Here is a 17,283-nt window from a genome sequence, read left to right as displayed (position 1 = left end):
CCGAAACAAGGGCTTAACGCGGGGCCTGCACGAGGGCATGGCGCGGGGCCGGCACGAGGGCTCGACGACCGCCTCGCGCGCGGGCGGCGCGCGGGAACCGTTCTGAATCGGTTCCTTGATCGTGACCGACGACACGGGCCGGCCTGATTGCGGGTGCGTCCCACCAGGAGGAAGGTGCTGGCAACTCTTTACTTTCGCCGAGAAGGAGCGCACAGCGTGGTGCAGAGCGAGGACGACGGTTTCACACCGGGTCTCGAAGGCGTGGTCGCCTTCCGCACCGAGATCGCCGAACCGGACCGCGACGGTGGCGCGCTGCGCTACCGGGGCGTGGACATCGAGGACCTCGTCGGCAAGGTGACCTTCGGCAACGTGTGGGCGTTGCTGGTCGACGGCCGATTCGGCCCCGGCCTGCCGCCCGCCGAACCGTTCCCCATCCCGGTGCACACCGGTGACGTGCGGGTCGACGTGCAGGCGGCGCTGGCCATGGTCGCCCCCATCTGGGGCTACCAGCCGCTGCTGGACATCACCGACGAGCAGGCGCGCGACCAACTGGCCCGCGCCTCCGTCATGGCCCTGTCGTACGCGGCGCAGTCGGCGCGCGGCATCGGCCGGCCCGCCGTGCCGCAGCACCGCATCGACGAGTGCCGCACCATCACCGAGCGCTTCCTCACCCGCTGGCGCGGCGAGCCCGACCCGGCGCACGTCAAGGCGCTCGACGCCTACTGGGTGTCGGCCGCCGAGCACGGCCTGAACGCCTCCACGTTCACCGCCCGCGTCATCGCCTCCACCGGCGCGGACGTGGCGGCGGCCATGTCCGGCGCGATCGGCGCGATGTCCGGTCCGCTGCACGGCGGCGCGCCCGCCCGCGTGCTGCCGATGATCGAGGAGGTCGAGCGGACCGGTGACGCGCGCGGCTACGTGAAGGGCGTCCTCGACCGCGGCGAGCGGCTGATGGGCTTCGGGCACCGGGTGTACCGGGCGGAGGACCCGCGGGCGCGCGTGCTGCGGCGGACGTGCAAGGAGCTGGGCGCGTCCCGCTACGAGGCGGCCGACGCGCTGGAGCAGGCCGCCCTGGCCGAGCTGCGCGAACGCCGCCCGGACCGCGCGATCGAGACGAACGTCGAGTTCTGGGCCGCGGTGATCCTGGACTTCGCCCAGGTGCCGCCGCACATGATGCCCGCGATGTTCACCTGCGCCCGCACCGCCGGCTGGTCCGCGCACATCCTGGAGGAGAAGCGCACCGGCCGCCTGGTCCGCCCCTCGGCCACCTACACCGGTCCCGCCCCCCGCACTCCCGACGAGGTGGAAGGCTGGTCCGAGATCTCCTGACCCCTCCCCCGCGCGAGTCGTAAGCCCAACCCGCGCGAGTCGTAAGCCCAACCCGCGCGAGTCGTAAGCCCAAGACCCGCGAGTCGTAAGCCCAGGACCCGCGAGTCGTACGTCCAGGACCCGCGAGTCGTACGTCCAGGACCCGCGAGTCGTACGTTCAGGACCCCCGAATTCTACGTTCAGGACTTCACGAGGAGACCTGAACGTAGAACTCGGGGGTCCTGAACGTTGGACTCGCGCGGGTCGGGCTTACGACTCGCGCGGGTTGGGCTTACGACTCGCCGTGGCCGGGTTCGGGTGGAGCAGGGTGACCGGGGACACCCGGCCGTCACCGCTCGGCCATGCGGCTGCAACACTGAGACCCCCGGCAACGGCGCCGGTCGTGCCTGCCGACCCCCTCCCCGTGACCGGAGGCTTCGCGATGACCCAGACCGCCGACCCCACCTCGTTGGTCCTGCCCTCCGACCTGCGGCCGTCCGACGGCCGGTTCGGCTGCGGGCCCTCCAAGGTCCGTCCCGAGGCCCTCGCGGCCCTCGCGGCCGAGGGCGCCGCGCTGATGGGCACCTCCCACCGGCAGAAGCCGGTGAAGTCCCTGGTCGGCTCCGTGCGCGCCGGCCTGCGGGAGCTGTTCTCCCTGCCCGAGGGCTACGAGGTCGTCCTGGGCAACGGCGGCACCACCGCCTTCTGGGACGCCGCCGCGTTCGGCCTGGTGCGCGAGCGCGCCCAGCACTTCACCTACGGCGAGTTCTCCTCGAAGTTCGCCAAGGTCACCTCGGACGCGCCGTTCCTGGGCGACTCGATCGTGGTCAAGGCCGAGGCCGGCTCCGCGCCCGAAATCACCTACGCCGAGGGCGCCGACCTCGTCGGCTGGGCGCACAACGAGACGTCGACCGGTGTCGCGGTGCCCGTGACCAGGCCCGCCGGGTCCGACGGCGCGCTGGTCGCCATCGACGCCACCTCGGCCGCCGGCGGCCTGCCCGTCGAGGCGACCGACTACGACGTCTACTACTTCGCGCCGCAGAAGAACTTCGCCTCCGACGGCGGCCTGTGGATCGCGCTGATGTCCCCGGCCGCGCTGGAGCGGGTGGCCGAGATCGGCGCGTCGGGCCGCTGGGTGCCCGAGTTCCTGTCGCTGACCACGGCGCTGGACAACTCCACGAAGGACCAGACGTACAACACGCCGTCGCTGGCCACCCTGTTCCTGCTGAACCACCAGATCGAGTGGATCCTCGGCAACGGCGGGCTCAAGTGGGCCGTCGAGCGCACCGCCGACTCGTCGTCGCGGCTGTACTCGTGGGCCGAGTCGACGTCCTACACGACCCCGTACGTGGCCGACCCTGCGCACCGCTCGCAGGTCGTCGGCACGATCGACTTCGACGACTCGGTGGACGCCTCGGCGGTGGCCAAGGCGCTGCGCGCGAACGGCGTCGTGGACGTCGAGCCGTACCGCAAGCTGGGCCGCAACCAGCTGCGCGTCGCGATGTTCCCGGCGGTCGAGCCGACCGACGTGACCACCCTGACCCAGGCGGTCGACTGGGTCGTCGGGCAGCTCTGACGACGGTTCCCCGGACGGCCGGCCACCCCCTCGGGTGGCCGGCCGTTCGTGCTTTCTCGTGCCCGGGGGTGTCCATCAGGCGTTCGATCGGGCACCCTGAACAGGGCACGTGTGCCGTAACGGACGTGCGGACACGGACGACATGCGGCAAGATCACACGAAGATATCGATGGGCACGGCGAGCCTCCGGCGTCAAGGCGGCACGCCGGATTAACGTCAGCAGTCGGCGAGGTGAGTCATCCGGGAGGCCATGATGCGAGCGTTGCGAGTCATCGGGCTCGAAGACGACGGCAAGTCCGTCATCTTGGAGGACCCGGATCGCGGCGAGCGCTTCGTGCTCCCCGCCGACGAGCGCCTGCGCGCCGCCGCGCGCGGCGACCTGACCCGGCTCGGCCAGATCGAGATCGAGGTCGAGTCGCAGATGCGCCCGCGGGAGATCCAGGCCCGCATCCGCGCCGGCGAGTCGGTGGACCAGGTCGCCTCGGCGGCCGGCATCCCGAAGCACCGCGTGGAGCGGTTCGCCTACCCGGTGCTGCTGGAGCGGTCCCGCACGGCCGACCTGGCGCAGCGCGCCCACCCCGTCCGCGAGGACGGGCCGGACGTGCAGACGCTCGGCGAGGTCGTCGCCCACTCGTTCGGCCTGCGCGGCCAGGACTACGCCGACGTGAGCTGGGACTCGTGGCGCGGCGAGGACGGCCGCTGGGTCGTGCAGCTGCACTGGACGGCGGGCCGCTCGGACAACCGCGCGCACTGGGCGTTCCACCCGGGTGTGCAGGGCGGCACGGTGACCGCGCTGGACGACGTCGCCGTGGACCTGATGGACCCGAACCCGAACCGGGGTCTGCGCAGCCTGCGCCCGGTGACGGCGCTGGCCCGCCAGGCGCTGGAGGTGGAGCGCCGCCAGGAGCCGGAGATCCTCGCCCGCGAGGAGCCGACCCCGGTGGCACCCCCGCCCCCGCCGCCCGTGCGGGAGCCGGAGCCCGAGCCGGTCGTCGAGGAGCCCGTCGTGGCCGAGGAACCGGTCCCGCCGGTCCCCGCGCAGCAGCAGCCGACCCCGGCGGCCGGTTCCAAGCAGCCGCCGCCGCGCAAGGAGCCCCCGCCCAAGCGCGGTGGCAAGAAGAGCCACCCGATCGTCCCGTCGTGGGAGGACGTCCTGCTGGGCGTCCGCTCCAACCGGGGCTGAGATCGCGTCGAAGGGCCCTCCACCCGCCCCGGGTGGGGGGCTTTTCGCGTAGTAGTACTCACGACCGGGCGGCCACCGGCGGGGGACCATTCCCGCATGGGCGACGTGGCGCGCCGGTACGGCGCGGTGGGTGCGGTCGGGCTGCTGGTCGGCCTGGCGGTGTGGGCGTACGTCGACGCGGGCGCCTCGTGCGGCGACGAGGACATCGGGTGCGGCATCGGGTTCGCGCTGTCGGTCCCGGTGGTGGTGCTGCTGGCACTGCCCGCGGTGTGGGGCGTGCTGCGGCTGCTGCGGGTCGAGCGGCCCGGCGTGACGGCGACGTGCTGCTGGGGCGTGGGCCTGCTGCTGATGGGGATCGCCGCGTCGCACTCGCCGACACCCGGCTGGTTGGCGCTGATCGGCGTGGTGTCGTTCCTGATCGGCGGCATGCTGGGCGGCTGACGGTTTCCCGCGGGTGACCGGGCGGGTACTCGGCGGACATGCTGGGACGGGTGGTCGTCGGTGTCGCGGTCGGGGCCGGGCTCGGTGCGGCCTGGTGGGGGCTGCGCGAGTTCATCGCGGCCGGGGTGGTGTGCTCGACGGAGGACTGGGACTGCCTGGGCCTGGGCCTGGTGGCGATGCCGGTGAGCCTGCTCGTCGGCGTGCTGCTGTCGTGGCTGGTGCTCGCGGTGGCGCGGCAGGCGCGACCCCTGGGGTTCGCGGCCGTCGGGGTGACGTTCTCCGCCGTGCTCACGCTGATGACCGTCTGGGTGAACGTGCCGGCGGGCGCGGTGCTGGCCGGGGTGGTGGGGTTCGCGCTGGCCGCACCGGTGACAGCGCGGCACGACGTGCGCGAGACTGCCCGGCGTGGCTGAGACCTCGACCGCGGGACGCGCCGCGTTCACCGTGCTGCTGCGCGTGGTCGTGTCGGCGGTGGTGGGCGCGGCGCTGCTGATCGCCTGGATCTGGGCGTACCGCACCGGTGTGCTCGACCGGGTCGTCGACGAGACCACGCTGAGCGAGTTCATCCTGCTCGTCGTCGTCGGGCTGCCGATCGCGCTGCTGGTCAGCGCGTTGCTGGCCGGGCCGGTGCTGTGGCTGCTCACGGTGCGCCCGGTGTGGCCGGTCGTGCTGATCGGGCCGGTCCTGCTCGGTCTCGCGCACTACTTCACGCTGCCCGAGCAGTGGTCCGGGCTGGGCGACCGGTGGACCGTGCTCGTCCTGCTCGCGGCGGCGAGCTACGGCCTCGCGGGCCTGCTCACGGCCCCCGCGGCGCTGCGCCGGCGCAAGTAGGGCCCACCCGGGCAGGGCCCACCGGGGGCTACACCGGTCGGGGGACGGTGTCGAGCACGGCCTCGTCGACGCCCTCCGCGCGGCACCACTCCTCGGCCTCGGCCCGGCTGATCGGGCGCGCCCCCTCGGGGCGGGTGCCGCCGACGACGTCCCAGCCGTCGGGCGCCCACACGTGCAGCCTGCCGCCGCGCACGGCGAGCAGCCTGCCGCGCGGGTGCGCCATGGTCGGCTCGGCGCGCAGGAACCGGATGTCCATCTTGACCTCCACCGCGGTAGAGCTTGCAGGGTCGTCACCGGGGTGCCGGCCCCGGAAAACAGGATGCCGAGTGTCGGTCCCCCTTCGTACCGTCGGGGTGGACCGGAGGGGGACTCGTGTCGGAAGAACGTACTTCCACAGCCGCGGCTCTGCGCAGGCTGTGGCCGTACCTCACACCCGTGCGCACGCCGATCGCGCTGAGCGCGGCGGCGACGGCGCTCGCGATGCTGTGCGGCCTCGGCATACCGCTGATCACCCAGCGCATCGTGGACGGCCCCGTCGCGGACCGCGACCTGGGCGCGTTGCCGCTGCTCGTGGCGGTGGTGGTGCTGCTCGGGTGCGCCGAGGCCGGCCTGTTCTACGCCCGCCGCAAGCTCATCGCCGGACCGGCGTCGGACGTCGAGGCGCGGATGCGCGCCGACCTGTACCACCACCTCCAGGACCTCCAGGTGTCGTTCCACGACCGGTGGCAGTCGGGGCAGCTGCTGTCGCGCGGCACGACCGACCTGACGCAGGTCCGGCGGTTCGTCGGCTTCTCGATGGTGTTCCTCGTGGTGAACACGTTCGTGGTGCTGGTCGGCCTGGGCGTGCTGTTCGCGCTGTCGCCGGTGCTGGGCGTGATCGCGCTGACCTGCACGTTGCCGCTGCTGGCCCTGTCGTACCTGTTCGAGACGAAGTTCAAGGTGGTCGCGCGGCGGGCGCAGGACCAGGCCGGCGACCTGACCACCGTGGTCGAGGAGTCGGTGCTGGGCATCCGGGTGCTCAAGGCGTTCGGCCGCGGCCCGCACCTGACGAAGCGGTTCCTGCGGCAGGCCCGCGAGCTGCGCGACACCGAGCTGGCGAAGGTGCGGGTGTTCGCCGCGCTGTGGGCGGTGCTGATCGTGCTGCCCGAGCTGAGCATCGCGGGGCAGCTCGCGTTCGGCGCGGTCGGCATCGCGGACGGCACGACCACCGTGGGCACGCTCGTCGCCGCCGTCACGCTCACCGCCTACCTGCGCTGGCCGGTCGACTCGATCGGGTGGTTGTTGGCGGAGACGAACTCGACCGCGTCCGCGGTGGAGCGCTTCTACGAGGTGATGGACGAGCCGGTGACCGTGCGCGGCCCCGCCGTCCCGACGCCACCGGCGACCCCGGTGCGCGGGCACGTGCGGTTCGAGGGCGTGCACTTCGCGCACCCCGGCGCGGAGGACGAGGTGCTGCGCGGGATCGACCTGGACGTGCGGCCCGGCGAGACGGTGGCGCTGGTCGGCGCGACCGGGTCCGGCAAGACGACGGTCACCGCGCTCGTGCCGCGCCTGGCGGACGTCACGCGCGGCCGGGTCACGCTGGACGGCGTGGACGTGCGCGACCTGGACCTGGCGCAGCTGCGGCGGATGGTCGGCACGGCGTTCGAGGAGCCGATCCTGTTCTCGGCGAGCGTCACGGAGAACGTGGCGCTCGGCGGGGAGGGCGTGGACGAGGCGCGGGTGCGGGAGGCGCTGCGGGTGGCGCGGGCCGAGGAGTTCGTGGACGCCCTGCCGTGGGGCGCGGACACCCGCATCGGCGAGCAGGGCCTGTCGCTGTCCGGTGGTCAGCGGCAGCGGTTGGCGCTGGCCCGCGCGGTCGTCGGGCACCCCGCGGTGCTGGTGCTGGACGACCCGCTGTCCGCGCTCGACGTGCACACCGAGGCCGAGGTGGAGGCCGCGCTGCGGCGCGTGCTGAAGGGCGTGACGGCGCTGGTCGTGGCGCACCGGCCGAGCACGGTGCAGCTCGCCGACCGGGTCGCGATGATCGTCGACGGGCGGATCGCCGCGGTCGGCGCGCACACCGAGCTGCTGGCGGACAACGAGGCCTACCGGCAGCTGTTGTCCACGATGGAGGACGAGGGGGTGGCGGCGTGAGCGCGGTCGTCGAGGACGTCCCGCAGGACGAGGACGCCCGGTCGGGCCAGGACTGGCGGGGTGTGGCCGCCGAGGACGTCGAGGAGATCACCCACGCCACGGGCGTGCTTCTCCAGGCCCGGTCGCGGCGGCTGCTGGGCGAGCTGCTGCGCCCGCACAGCCGGGCCGCGGTGCTCGCGCTGGTGATCGTGGTGGTGGAGAACCTGGTCGCGCTGGCCGGGCCGCTGCTGATCGCCGCCGCCATCGACCGGGGCGTGCCCGCGGCGCTCGACGGGCGCCCGGCGGTGCTGGCGTGGTGCGTCGGCGGGTACGCGGCGTGCGGGCTCGTGGCGACGCTGCTGCGGTTCACGTTCGTCCGGCTCACCGGGCGCATCGGCCAGGACGTGCTGCTGGTGCTGCGGGAGCGCATCTTCCGGCAGGCGCAGCGGCTGTCCGTGGCGTTCCACGAGACCTACACGTCCGGCAAGGTCATCTCCCGCGCGACCAGCGACGTCGACTCGTTGCAGGACCTGCTGGAGGAGGGCCTGGACGGCCTGCTCACGTCGCTGCTGTCGGTCGTCGGCATCTCGGTGGTGCTGCTGTACCTGGACCTGCCGCTGGCGCTCGTCGTGCTGTCCGGGTTCGTGCCGCTCTACCTGCTGACCCGCTGGTTCCGCCGCCGCTCGGCGCGCGCCTACCGCAGCACGCGGGGCGCCATCGCGCAGATCATCGTGCAGTTCGTGGAGACCATGAACGGCATCCGCGCGGTGCAGGCGTTCCGCCGGGAGAAGCGCAACGCGGGCATCATGGGCGCGCTGAACGCCCGGTTCCGCGACGCGAACACCGAGGCGATGGGCGTGATGGCGGCGTTCACATCGCTCGTCCGGGTGATCGGCAACCTGTCGTTGGCGATCATCCTGGCGTGGGGCGCGTTCCGGGTGGCCGGCGGGCAGCTGGAGCTGGGCGTGCTGGCCGCGTTCACGTTGTACGTGCGGCGGTTCTACGACCCGTTCGACCAGCTCGCGATGTTCACGAACACGTACGCGTCGGCGACGGCGGCGCTGGAGAAGATCTCCGGTCTGCTGGAGGAGGAGCCGACGGTCCGCGAACCCGAGGACCCCGCGCCGCTGGGCGACGTGCGGGGTGCGGTGCGGTTCGACGGGGTGGGGTTCCGGTACTCGGAGACCACGCCGGTGGTGCTGCCCCCGTTCGACCTGACCGTGCCCGCCGGGCAGACGGTGGCGCTGGTCGGCGCGACCGGGGCGGGCAAGTCGACGATCGCGAAGCTGGTGGCCCGGTTCTACGACCCGACCTCGGGCGCGGTGCGGCTGGACGGGGTGGACCTGCGGTCGGTGGCGGACGCCGAGCTGCGGCGCGCCGTGGTCATGGTGACGCAGGAGAACTTCCTGTTCGACGGCTCGGTCGCGGACAACATCGCGCTCGGACGGCCGTCGGCGACGCGGGCCGAGGTGGAGGCGGCGGCGCGGGCGGTGGGCGCGGACGCGTTCATCCGGGCGCTGCCCGAGGGCTACGACACGGACGTGCGCAAGCGCGGCGGGCGGCTGTCGGCGGGGCAGCGGCAGATGGTGGCGTTCGCGCGGGCGTTCCTGGCCGACCCGGCGGTGCTGGTGCTCGACGAGGCGACGTCCAGCCTGGACGTGCCCACCGAGCGCCTGGTGCAGGACGCGCTGGAGACCGTGCTGGCCGACCGGACGGCGTTCATCATCGCCCACCGGCTGTCGACCGTGCTCATCGCGGACCGCGTGCTGGTGGTCGACGGCGGGCGCGTCGTGGAGGACGGGACGCCGAAGGAGCTGATCGGCGGACGCGGGCGGTTCGCGGCGCTGCACACCGCGTGGCGGGAGTCGCTGGCCTGACCGCCGACCAGGTCGTCCGGGTTGTCGTCCGGGTGTCCGGGCGTGGTCAGAGGAGGCCGTTGAGCAGGAGCGACAGCCACGCGGCGAGGACGCCCGCGACGACGCCGTAGGCCACCCAGCGCCACACGGGCACCCTGCGCGCCAGCCACACCGAGGGGGAGATGCCGCCGACCACCAGGACGTTCGCCAGCAGCGCGAGCCACTGGCTGGTCTCGCCGAGCCCCACCGACAGCGTGAACACGGTGAACGTCACGACCGCCGCCGTGATCAGGCTGACGGTGAGGCCGGTGCCCCACGGCGTGGGTTCCGGCGCCTGCCCGGCCTCGGCGTCGGCGGCGTCGTCCGGCCCGTCGGGTCGGGCTTCGCCGGGTCGGGGCTCGTCGGGTCGGGGCTCGTCGGGTCGGGACTCGTCGGGTCGGGGCTCGTCCTCGGCTGCCGGCACGTCGACCGTCACCACGTCGCCCGTCACCGGGTCGGTGTAGCGGACCGGTGAGCCCATGTCGGCGGCCAGGCGACCGGCCAGCTGGCGGCCGCGCCTGGCCACCAGGGCGCCCGCGACGCCCTCGGAGGGGGAGTCGGTGCGGCTCACGGCGTCGGCCACCTTCGCCCACTCGTGCAGCGCCTCGGCCAGGCCCGCGCCGAGCGGGAGGGTGTGGGGGTCGACCTCGTGCTCACCCGCGTCGTCGCTGCCCGCGAGCACGGCGCGGCCGTCCTGGACCCGCAGTTCCACCTGCGTCCTCCTCTGCTCGGAGAGCAACGTAGCGCTTCAGGCGATGGCGTAGAAGGCGATGGCGCCCGCGGTCGCGACGTTGAGCGAGTCGACGCCGTCGGCCATGGGGATGCGCACGGCGACGTCGGCCGCGGCGATGGCCTCGTCGGTGAGCCCCGGGCCCTCGGAACCGAGCATCACGGCGACCCTGCGCCCGCGCAGCCCGGCGTCGGCCAGGCTCACCGCGTCGGCGCGCGGCGTGAGGGCGGCGACCGCGAAGCCGTTGTCCCGCAAGGTGTTCAGGCCGGCGGCGAGGTCGGGCGCGTGCGTGAACGGCACGCGCAGCACGTGGCCCATCGAGACGCGGACGCTGCGCCGGTACAGCGGGTCACTGCACCCCGGGCCGAGGACGACGCCGTCGACGCCGAGCGCGGCGGCGTTGCGGAACAACGAACCCAGGTTCTCGTGGTCGCCGACGCCTTCGAGGACGGCGAGGCGGGTCGCGGTGGCGGCCAGGTCGGCCAGGTCGGGTCGCGGCGCGCGATCGGCGGCGGCGAGGACGCCCCGGTTGAGGTGGAAGCCGACCACCTCGGCCATGACCTCGGCGGACGTGACGTACGCGGGGGCGGGGAGGTCGCCGAGGGCTTCGACGCGCCGGCGCACGCCGAGCAGCGCGCGGACCGGGTAGGGCGAGGCGAGGAGCCGTTCGACGACGACCACGCCCTCGGCGATCACCAGGCCGCGCCCACCCGGGCGGTCCGGGCGGCGGTCGGCCGTCGACAGGTCCCGAAAGTCGTCCAGCCTCGGGTCCGCCGGGTCGTCGATCTCGATCACGGGGGCAGTGTCCCACCTCCCACCGCGTGAACACCCCTCGCGAACGTGGCCGGGCTCACAACCTGCGCTTTGTCGCTTATTGTTACCGTCATGTGACAGAGAGCACCGATTTGGACGCTGGCGGGCATGTGGTCGCTGTGTCACGGTTGGCCTCCGCTGAGCCCGCCGGAGCACCCCGACCGATTGGGAGGCGGCATGGGTACGGATGTGTCCAGTCGGACGTTCACCAGGGAAGATCGCCAGCGCTACCGCGAGCGCATGCAGCGGTGCATGGACGCGCTGGGGACCATGTTGGTCGAGGACAGCTTCTCGTTCCCGCGTCAGCAGATGGGGTTGGAGATCGAACTGAACCTGGTCGACGGCGCGTGCCGGCCGGCCATGGCCAACTCCGAGGTCCTGGAGAAGATCGACGACCCCTCGTTCACGCTCGAACTGGGGCAGCACAACCTGGAGGTGAACGTCCCGCCGCGCGAGCTGGCCGGGAACGAGACGCTCGACCTGGAGCGGGAACTGGTCTCCACGCTGGCGTCGGCCGACGACAAGGCGCACGACGCCGGGACGTCCATCGTGATGATCGGGGTGCTGCCGACGTTGCGGCAGGAGCACTTCGAACGGCGGTGGCTGTCCAACCAGCCGCGCTACGCGGTGCTCAACGACCGCATCCTCGCCGAGCGCGGCGAGGAGGTCGCGCTGTCCATCTCCGGCGAGCTGTCGCCGCTGCCCGGCCGGACCGGCGAGAAGCTGGCCGGCTACGCGGAGTCGATCATGCCGGAGGCGGCTTGCACGTCCGTGCAGCTGCACCTCCAAGTGGCGCCGGACGACTTCGCGGCGCACTGGAACGCGGCGCAGGCACTGGCCGGGGTGCAGGTGGCGATCGCGGCGAACTCGCCGTTCCTGCTGGGGCGGGCGCTGTGGCACGAGACCCGGATACCGCTCTTCCTCCAGGCCACCGACACCAGGACGCAGGAGCTGAAGAACCAGGGCGTCCGGCCGCGCGTGTGGTTCGGGGAGCGGTGGATCACGTCCATCTTCGACTTGTTCGAGGAGAACGTGCGGTACTTCCCCGCACTGCTGCCGGAAACCGGCGACGAGGACCCGCTGGACGTGCTGGGGTCGGGCGGGACGCCGTCGTTGACGGAGCTGAGGCTGCACAACGGGACGGTGTGGCGCTGGAACCGGCCGGTGTACGACGTGGTGGACGGGGTTCCACACCTGCGGGTGGAGAACCGCGTACTGCCGGCGGGGCCGACGGTGCTGGACACGATGGCCAACGCGGCGTTCTTCTACGGCGCGCAGCGGGCGCTGACGACCTCGGAACGTCCACTGTGGAGTCAGATGTCGTTCCACGCGGCGGAGGAGAACCTGTACGCCGGTTCGCGGCACGGGATGAGCGCGCAGCTCTACTGGCCGGGCATCGGCTGGGTCCCCCCGGACGAACTGGTGCTGCGCAGGCTGCTCCCCCTCGCCCACGAGGGCCTGCGCGACTGCGGCGTGTCCGACGAGGCGCGGGAGCGCTACCTCGGCGTCATCGAGGCCCGGTGCCTGGCGCGGCGGACCGGTTCGCAGTGGCAGCGCGAGACCGTGGCGATGCTGGAGGAACGGGGCGCCGACCGGGACACCGCGCTGTCCGCGATGCTGGCCAGGTACGTGGAACTCATGCACGGGGGCGAACCGGTCCACACCTGGCCGGTGGCCCCGTGATCCGCCCGACCGCGCCACCCGGGTGACCACCCCGACTCCGGGGCCCGCCGCTCTGTCGGGGCGCGGCGGGCCCCGGTCCCGTCCGACGAAATCCGGTCCCGTCCGACGGAGGGTTGGCCCTGTTCGACGCGGCGGATCGGAGTCGGGCTCGGCCCCAGGCCCGGGCGTGGGTCACGGCGCACGAGTCACAGGCACGAGCCACGAGTCATGGCGCACGGCGCGGTTCACAGGGCACGGGGTCCGGTGCGCCGCCGCCTCCACCTTTCCGGCAACAACATCCCCGTTACCACTCATACCCGATCTTCGTTCCCCGATCGGGTGATCCGGTCAGCGCCGGCGGCCCGACTTCAGCGGTGCCACGTCCGCGCCGTCGTGGGTGTTGCGGCACTCGTCGGGGGTCACCGCCTCGACCGCCAGGGTCAGCATGCCCTTGACGCCCGTGTAGATGCTCTCGCCCGCCGACGCCAGCGAGGTGTGCACGCGGTTCGAGTCGGTGAAGTCGCGGTCGTCCTTGGTGCGCTTCTTGCCGGCTTCCTCGGGCTTCGTGGCGCTGCGGAGGTTGACCTCCAGCCACGCGGCCACCTCCGCGGGGGTGGTCAGCACCTCCTCCGGCGTGCGCTCCAGGCGCTCGGCGCGCGGGGAGGCGTGGTCGAGGGACGTGTGCTCCACGTACGCGTGCCAGTGCGTGTTCCGCAGCGACCACGTCTGCTCGACCGGCCAGTCCTCCTCGGTGCCCATGCGCCCTATCTTGCCAGGGTTCGGACCTCCAGGGTGTGGTCCACCCCCACCGCGTCGGCGAGCCTTCGGTCGTGGGTGACCAGCAGCAGGGTGCCCGCGTAGTCGGCGAGAGCCCGTTCGAGTTGTTCGATGGCCGCCAGGTCCAGGTGGTTGGTGGGTTCGTCCAGCACGAGGCACGTCGTGCCGCGTGCCTGGAGCACCGCCAGGCCGGCCCGGGTCCGCTCGCCCGGCGACAGCGACGCGGACGGCCGCAGCACGGCGTCGGCGCCGATCCGGAACTTCGCCAGCAGGGTCCTCGCCTCCTCGGGCGACAGGCCGGTGGAGTCGACCACGACGTCGAGCACGGGCGTGGTGGTGGCGAAGTCGGCGCGCACCTGGTCCACTTCGCCGACGACGACGTTCGGCCCCTGCGCCCGGTCGCCGGAGACCAGTGGCAGGCGGCCGAGCAGGGCTGCCAGGAGGGTGGACTTGCCGGCGCCGTTGGGTCCCACGACGCGCCACCGCTCGCCCGCGCCGACGGTGAGGTCGACGGGGCCGAGTTCGACGTCGCCGCGTCGCACGACCGCCCGGCGCAGGGTGAACGCGACCTGGCTGCCGCGGCCGGCGGACGGGAGGGTGAGGCGCAGTTCCCACGGTTCGCGGGGTTCCTCGACCTCGTCGAGGCGGTCGAGGGCGCGGTCGGCGGCGGACGCCTTGCCGGAGAGGTTCTCGGCGCCCTGCTTGCGCGCGTGCTTGATGTTCTTGTCGCTCTCGTCGGACCTGGCGACGCGCCGCACGCCCGCCCTGGACCACTCGCGGGTCCGGCGGGAGCGGGCGACGAGCGCGTCGCGCCTGGCGGCGTAGGTCTCGTACTCCTCGCGGGCGCGGCGGCGGGCGGCGGCCTGTTCGTGCGCGTACGCCTCCCAGCCGCCGCCGTACGCGGTGACGCCCCTGGTGAACTCGTCGAGTTCGGCGATGGCGGTGGTGGTGCGGGCGAGGAACTCGCGGTCGTGGCTGACTAGGACCATGGCGGCGCGGCTGCGCAGCACGTGCGCCTCCAGCAGTTCCAGGCCGGCGAGGTCGAGGTCGTTGGTGGGTTCGTCGAGCAGCAGCACGTCGGCGGTGGTGAGCAGCACGGCGGCGAGGCGCAGGCGGGCGGACTGGCCCCCGGACAGCTCGTCGGGGCCGCGGTCGTCCAGGAGGGACGCGGGCAGGCCGAGGCGTTCGCACACCTCGTCGGCGCGTTCGGCGAAGTCGGGTGCGCCGGAGGCGGTCCACTCGTCGAACGCGCGGGCATAGGCGTCGTCGGCGCCGGGTGTCCCGGCGGTCAGCGCGGCGGTGGCGCGTTCGAAGCGCTGGACGGCGGCGGCGACGCCGGTGCGGCGGGCGAGGTGGTCGCGCAGGGATTCGCCGGGGTGCGGTGAGGTCTCCTGGGTGAGGTGGGCGACGTGGCCGCGGGCGGTGACGGTGCCGGTGTCGGGGCGCAGTTCGCCGGCGAGGACGCGCAGGAGGGTGGACTTGCCGACGCCGTTGGGCGCGATCAGGCCCACGCGTTCGCCGGCGGGGACGTCGAGGTCGACGGCGGCGAGCACGGTGTGCGGGCCGAACGACAGCGACACACCCCTGGCGGTCAGTGCGGACACGTTCCCGAGGGTGACAGGGACACGGGTCCGGGGGCACCTGGTTTTCCGCGCCGGCGCTCCCGGGAGCGGGCGGGGTGCGGGCACGACGAGACCCCGCTGCCCGGCGGTACGACCGGGAGGCGGGGCCTCGTCTGTTCCCGAACTGACTGCCGCTCCCACCACGAAGCGACGTGACTTAGGTTAGCCTAAGCTCCTCTTCTTGTGAAGCCCGGCGCACGAAACCGCGTGCCACGAGTTCCACGACCACGACGATCGCCACCGCCTCCACCGCCAGCAGGGCGAGCAGCACGACGAGTTGCAGCGCCCCCGCCTGCCACACCGGCGCACCGCCGAGCAGCATCCCGACGAACGCGCCGGGCAGCGTCACCAACCCCACCGTGCGGGTCTGGTCGAGCGCGGGCAGGAGGGCCTCGGCGGCGGGCCGGCGCACGAGTTCGCGCACCGCGTCCGGTTCGGTGAAGCCGAGCGCCAGCGCCGCCTCGTACTCGCCGTGCCGGTCCCGCAGCGCGTCGAGGGCGCGCCGAACGGACAGCGTGGTCGCGGTCATCGCGCCGCCGACGAGGATGCCGCCGACGGGGACGAGCGCGATGCCGGTCACCGGCACCAGGCCGCCGAGCACCAGCAGCGCGATGGCGGGAAGCGCGCCGCCGAGGATGGCGACCCCGACCCACGCGCCCCGCCGGCCGGTCCCGGTGCGGGCGGCGGACGTGCCGGTCGCCACGGCGGCCATCAGGACGAGGAAGCCGACCGTCAGGGGCAGGGACGCGAGCACCGCCGTGATGACGGCGGACACGGCGGCGAGTTGCGCGGTCGCCCGCAGGGCCGCCCGGACGACCGGTCCGGGTGACGCGAGGCCGCCCCACCGCACGACCGCCGCGGCGGCGGCGGTGAGGACCAGGCACACGACGAGCAGGCGGACCCAGTCCGTTGCGATGACCACGCGACGATTGTGCGACGGCCTGGCGAATGGGGCGGCCGGGCGGGCCGCGACGGCCTGGCGAATGGGGCGGTCGGAGCGCGGGTCAGGGGCGGGAGCGGCGGCGCAGGCCGAGGCGCGGGATCGGCAGGGCCAGGCCGCCCCTGCGGGCCAGCACGATCCCGCCCACCACGGCCGCGACGATCGACACGGCGCCGCCGACCACGAGCGGCGCGCGGGGGGTGAAGTGCTCGGCGAGCCAGCCCATCACCGGGCCGCCCACCGGGTTGCCGCCCAGGAACACCAGCATGTACAGGCCCATGACCCGACCCCGCATCGCGGGCTCCACGGCCAGTTGCACGGTGGCGTTCGCGGTGGTCGTGAACGTCATCATGGCGATGCCCAGCGGGATCAGCGCGACGCCCGTCAGCCACATCGTGGGCAGCACGCCGGCGACGATCTCCAGCACGCCGAACGCGAGGGCGCCGATGATCAGCAAGCGCAGCCTCGGCTTGCCGTTGGCGCTGCGCTTCGCGGCCAGGGTCGCGCCCGCCAGGGTGCCGACCGCCAGCATCGTGGACAGCAGGCCGTACGCACTGGCGTCGCCGCCGAAGGTGTTACGCGCCAACACCGCCAGGGTCACGTAGAAGTTCAACCCGAACGTGCTGATGAAGAACACCAGGAACAGCAGGATCACCAGGTCGGCGCGCTTGCGGACGTACCGCAGCCCCTCCCGCAACTGCCCCTTGCGGCGCGGCACCGGGTCGCCGCGGTGCAGTTCGCGCGGGTTCATCAGGAACAACCCGAGCAGCACCCCGAGGAAGCTGGCCGCGTTGATCAGGAACACCCAGCCCGTCCCGACGAAGACGATCAGCCCGCCGGCGACGGCCGGGCCGACCATCCGGGCCAGGTTGAACGTCATGGAGTTGAGCGCGACGGCGTTGGTCAGCTGGTCGCGGCCGACCATCTCGACCACGAAGCTCTGCCGCACGGGGGTTTCCACCGCGGACACCGCGCCGAGCAGCAGGCACAGCAGGTAGACGTGCCACAGCTCGGCGACGCCGGTGACGTCGAGCAGCCCCAGCACCAGCGCGCACAGCCCGAGCCCGGTCTCCAGCACCAGCAGCAGCTTGCGCTTGTCGAGCCGGTCGGCGAGCACACCGGCCCACAGCGACAGCAGCAGCGTCGGCGCGAACTGGAGCGCGGCGGCGATGCCGAGCGCCACCGGTGAGCCGTCCGACAGCTCCAGGACCAGCCAGTCCTGGGCGACGCGCTGCATCCACAGGCCGACCAGCGAGACGACCTGGCCGGACGCGTAGAGGCGGTAGTTGCGGACGCGGAGGGAGCCGAACATGCTGCTGCGCGGCGGGGGTGCGGCCGTGTTGCGATCGAGCTGGTCGGTCTCTGCACCACCCGCGTACGCCGGCACGTC

At 73.3% G+C, this 17,283-nt stretch carries 16 protein-coding genes; 9 read left to right on the top strand and 7 right to left on the bottom strand.

Annotated features, from left to right (window positions below; genetic code table 11):
* Positions 1-216 precede the first annotated feature (216 nt).
* The 6 genes from J2S66_RS31365 (at position 217) to J2S66_RS31340 (ending at position 5,339) form a co-directional block, all read left to right on the top strand.
* Complete coding sequence (locus J2S66_RS31365) at positions 217-1,329, top strand: citrate synthase 2 (protein ID WP_306745641.1); 1,113 nt, start codon at positions 217-219, stop codon at positions 1,327-1,329.
* A 421-nt stretch (positions 1,330-1,750) separates the two neighbouring features.
* Positions 1,751-2,884, top strand: a complete 1,134-nt coding sequence (gene serC / locus J2S66_RS31360) for a phosphoserine transaminase (RefSeq protein WP_310315219.1) — start codon at positions 1,751-1,753, stop codon at positions 2,882-2,884.
* A 253-nt stretch (positions 2,885-3,137) separates the two neighbouring features.
* Positions 3,138-4,067 carry a septation protein SepH gene (sepH, locus tag J2S66_RS31355; RefSeq protein ID WP_310311671.1) on the top strand — a complete coding sequence of 310 codons (930 nt, stop codon included), beginning with the start codon at positions 3,138-3,140 and terminating at the stop codon, positions 4,065-4,067.
* Positions 4,068-4,163: 96 nt separating this feature from the next.
* Entirely contained in the window at positions 4,164-4,508 is a 345-nt protein-coding gene (locus J2S66_RS31350) for a hypothetical protein (RefSeq protein ID WP_310311669.1), read from the top strand.
* Positions 4,509-4,546: 38 nt separating this feature from the next.
* Positions 4,547-4,921: a hypothetical protein gene (locus J2S66_RS31345; RefSeq protein ID WP_310311667.1), complete on the top strand. Its 375-nt coding sequence runs from the start codon at positions 4,547-4,549 to the stop codon at positions 4,919-4,921.
* Entirely contained in the window at positions 4,914-5,339 is a 426-nt protein-coding gene (locus J2S66_RS31340; protein WP_310311664.1) for a hypothetical protein, read from the top strand. Before J2S66_RS31345 ends, J2S66_RS31340 begins: the two co-directional genes overlap by 8 nt.
* 28 nt (positions 5,340-5,367) lie before the next feature.
* Here J2S66_RS31340 and J2S66_RS31335 read toward each other — a convergent pair whose 3' ends face one another.
* Positions 5,368-5,595: a hypothetical protein gene (locus tag J2S66_RS31335; protein ID WP_310311662.1), complete on the bottom strand. Its 228-nt coding sequence runs from the start codon at positions 5,593-5,595 to the stop codon at positions 5,368-5,370.
* A gap of 179 nt (positions 5,596-5,774) precedes the next feature.
* Between J2S66_RS31335 and J2S66_RS31330 the strand changes: the two genes are divergently transcribed.
* Both J2S66_RS31330 and J2S66_RS31325 read left to right on the top strand, forming a co-directional pair.
* A complete protein-coding gene (locus J2S66_RS31330) occupies positions 5,775-7,475 on the top strand; it encodes an ABC transporter ATP-binding protein (RefSeq protein ID WP_310311660.1) in 1,701 nt (566 codons plus the stop codon).
* Entirely contained in the window at positions 7,472-9,331 is a 1,860-nt protein-coding gene (locus J2S66_RS31325; protein WP_310311659.1) for an ABC transporter ATP-binding protein, read from the top strand. The genes J2S66_RS31330 and J2S66_RS31325 overlap by 4 nt, the downstream gene beginning before the upstream one ends.
* 46 nt (positions 9,332-9,377) lie before the next feature.
* Here the strand turns inward: J2S66_RS31325 and J2S66_RS31320 are convergent, their stop codons facing one another.
* Positions 9,378-10,061 carry a DUF2537 domain-containing protein gene (locus J2S66_RS31320; protein WP_310311656.1) on the bottom strand — a complete coding sequence of 228 codons (684 nt, stop codon included), beginning with the start codon at positions 10,059-10,061 and terminating at the stop codon, positions 9,378-9,380.
* A 36-nt stretch (positions 10,062-10,097) separates the two neighbouring features.
* Entirely contained in the window at positions 10,098-10,874 is a 777-nt protein-coding gene (locus J2S66_RS31315) for a TrmH family RNA methyltransferase (protein ID WP_310311654.1), read from the bottom strand.
* A gap of 195 nt (positions 10,875-11,069) precedes the next feature.
* Here J2S66_RS31315 and J2S66_RS31310 point away from each other — a divergent pair, with 195 nt between their 5' ends.
* Positions 11,070-12,575 (top strand): glutamate-cysteine ligase family protein, encoded by a 1,506-nt coding sequence (locus tag J2S66_RS31310; RefSeq protein ID WP_310311652.1) that lies wholly within the window; start codon positions 11,070-11,072, stop codon positions 12,573-12,575.
* A gap of 327 nt (positions 12,576-12,902) precedes the next feature.
* On the opposite strand, the gene J2S66_RS31305 is transcribed toward J2S66_RS31310, so the two are convergent.
* The 4 genes from J2S66_RS31305 to J2S66_RS31290 form a co-directional block, all read right to left on the bottom strand.
* Entirely contained in the window at positions 12,903-13,313 is a 411-nt protein-coding gene (locus J2S66_RS31305; RefSeq protein ID WP_310311650.1) for a hypothetical protein, read from the bottom strand.
* A 5-nt stretch (positions 13,314-13,318) separates the two neighbouring features.
* Positions 13,319-14,935 (bottom strand): ABC-F family ATP-binding cassette domain-containing protein, encoded by a 1,617-nt coding sequence (locus J2S66_RS31300; protein WP_310311648.1) that lies wholly within the window; start codon positions 14,933-14,935, stop codon positions 13,319-13,321.
* Positions 14,936-15,110: 175 nt separating this feature from the next.
* Positions 15,111-15,875, bottom strand: coding sequence for an ABC transporter permease (locus J2S66_RS31295; RefSeq protein WP_310311646.1), 765 nt, complete (start codon positions 15,873-15,875; stop codon positions 15,111-15,113).
* 82 nt (positions 15,876-15,957) lie between these two features.
* Entirely contained in the window at positions 15,958-17,280 is a 1,323-nt protein-coding gene (locus tag J2S66_RS31290; RefSeq protein ID WP_310311645.1) for an MFS transporter, read from the bottom strand.
* Positions 17,281-17,283: the final 3 nt, after the last annotated feature.

Source organism: Saccharothrix longispora (assembly GCF_031455225.1).
In the GTDB taxonomy this organism is placed as follows: Bacteria; Actinomycetota; Actinomycetes; order Mycobacteriales; family Pseudonocardiaceae; genus Actinosynnema; species Actinosynnema longispora.
This window is presented reverse-complemented; position numbering and strand designations above follow the sequence as displayed.

Coding starts and splice junctions, on each gene's coding strand:
- serC (WP_310315219.1), top strand. CDS start 1,751: ATGACCCAGACCGCCGACCCCACCTCGTTGGTCCTGCCCTCCGACCTG.
- sepH (WP_310311671.1), top strand. CDS start 3,138: ATGCGAGCGTTGCGAGTCATCGGGCTCGAAGACGACGGCAAGTCCGTC.
- J2S66_RS31350 (WP_310311669.1), top strand. CDS start 4,164: ATGGGCGACGTGGCGCGCCGGTACGGCGCGGTGGGTGCGGTCGGGCTG.
- J2S66_RS31345 (WP_310311667.1), top strand. CDS start 4,547: ATGCTGGGACGGGTGGTCGTCGGTGTCGCGGTCGGGGCCGGGCTCGGT.
- J2S66_RS31335 (WP_310311662.1), bottom strand. CDS start 5,595: ATGGACATCCGGTTCCTGCGCGCCGAGCCGACCATGGCGCACCCGCGC.
- J2S66_RS31310 (WP_310311652.1), top strand. CDS start 11,070: ATGGGTACGGATGTGTCCAGTCGGACGTTCACCAGGGAAGATCGCCAG.
- J2S66_RS31305 (WP_310311650.1), bottom strand. CDS start 13,313: ATGGGCACCGAGGAGGACTGGCCGGTCGAGCAGACGTGGTCGCTGCGG.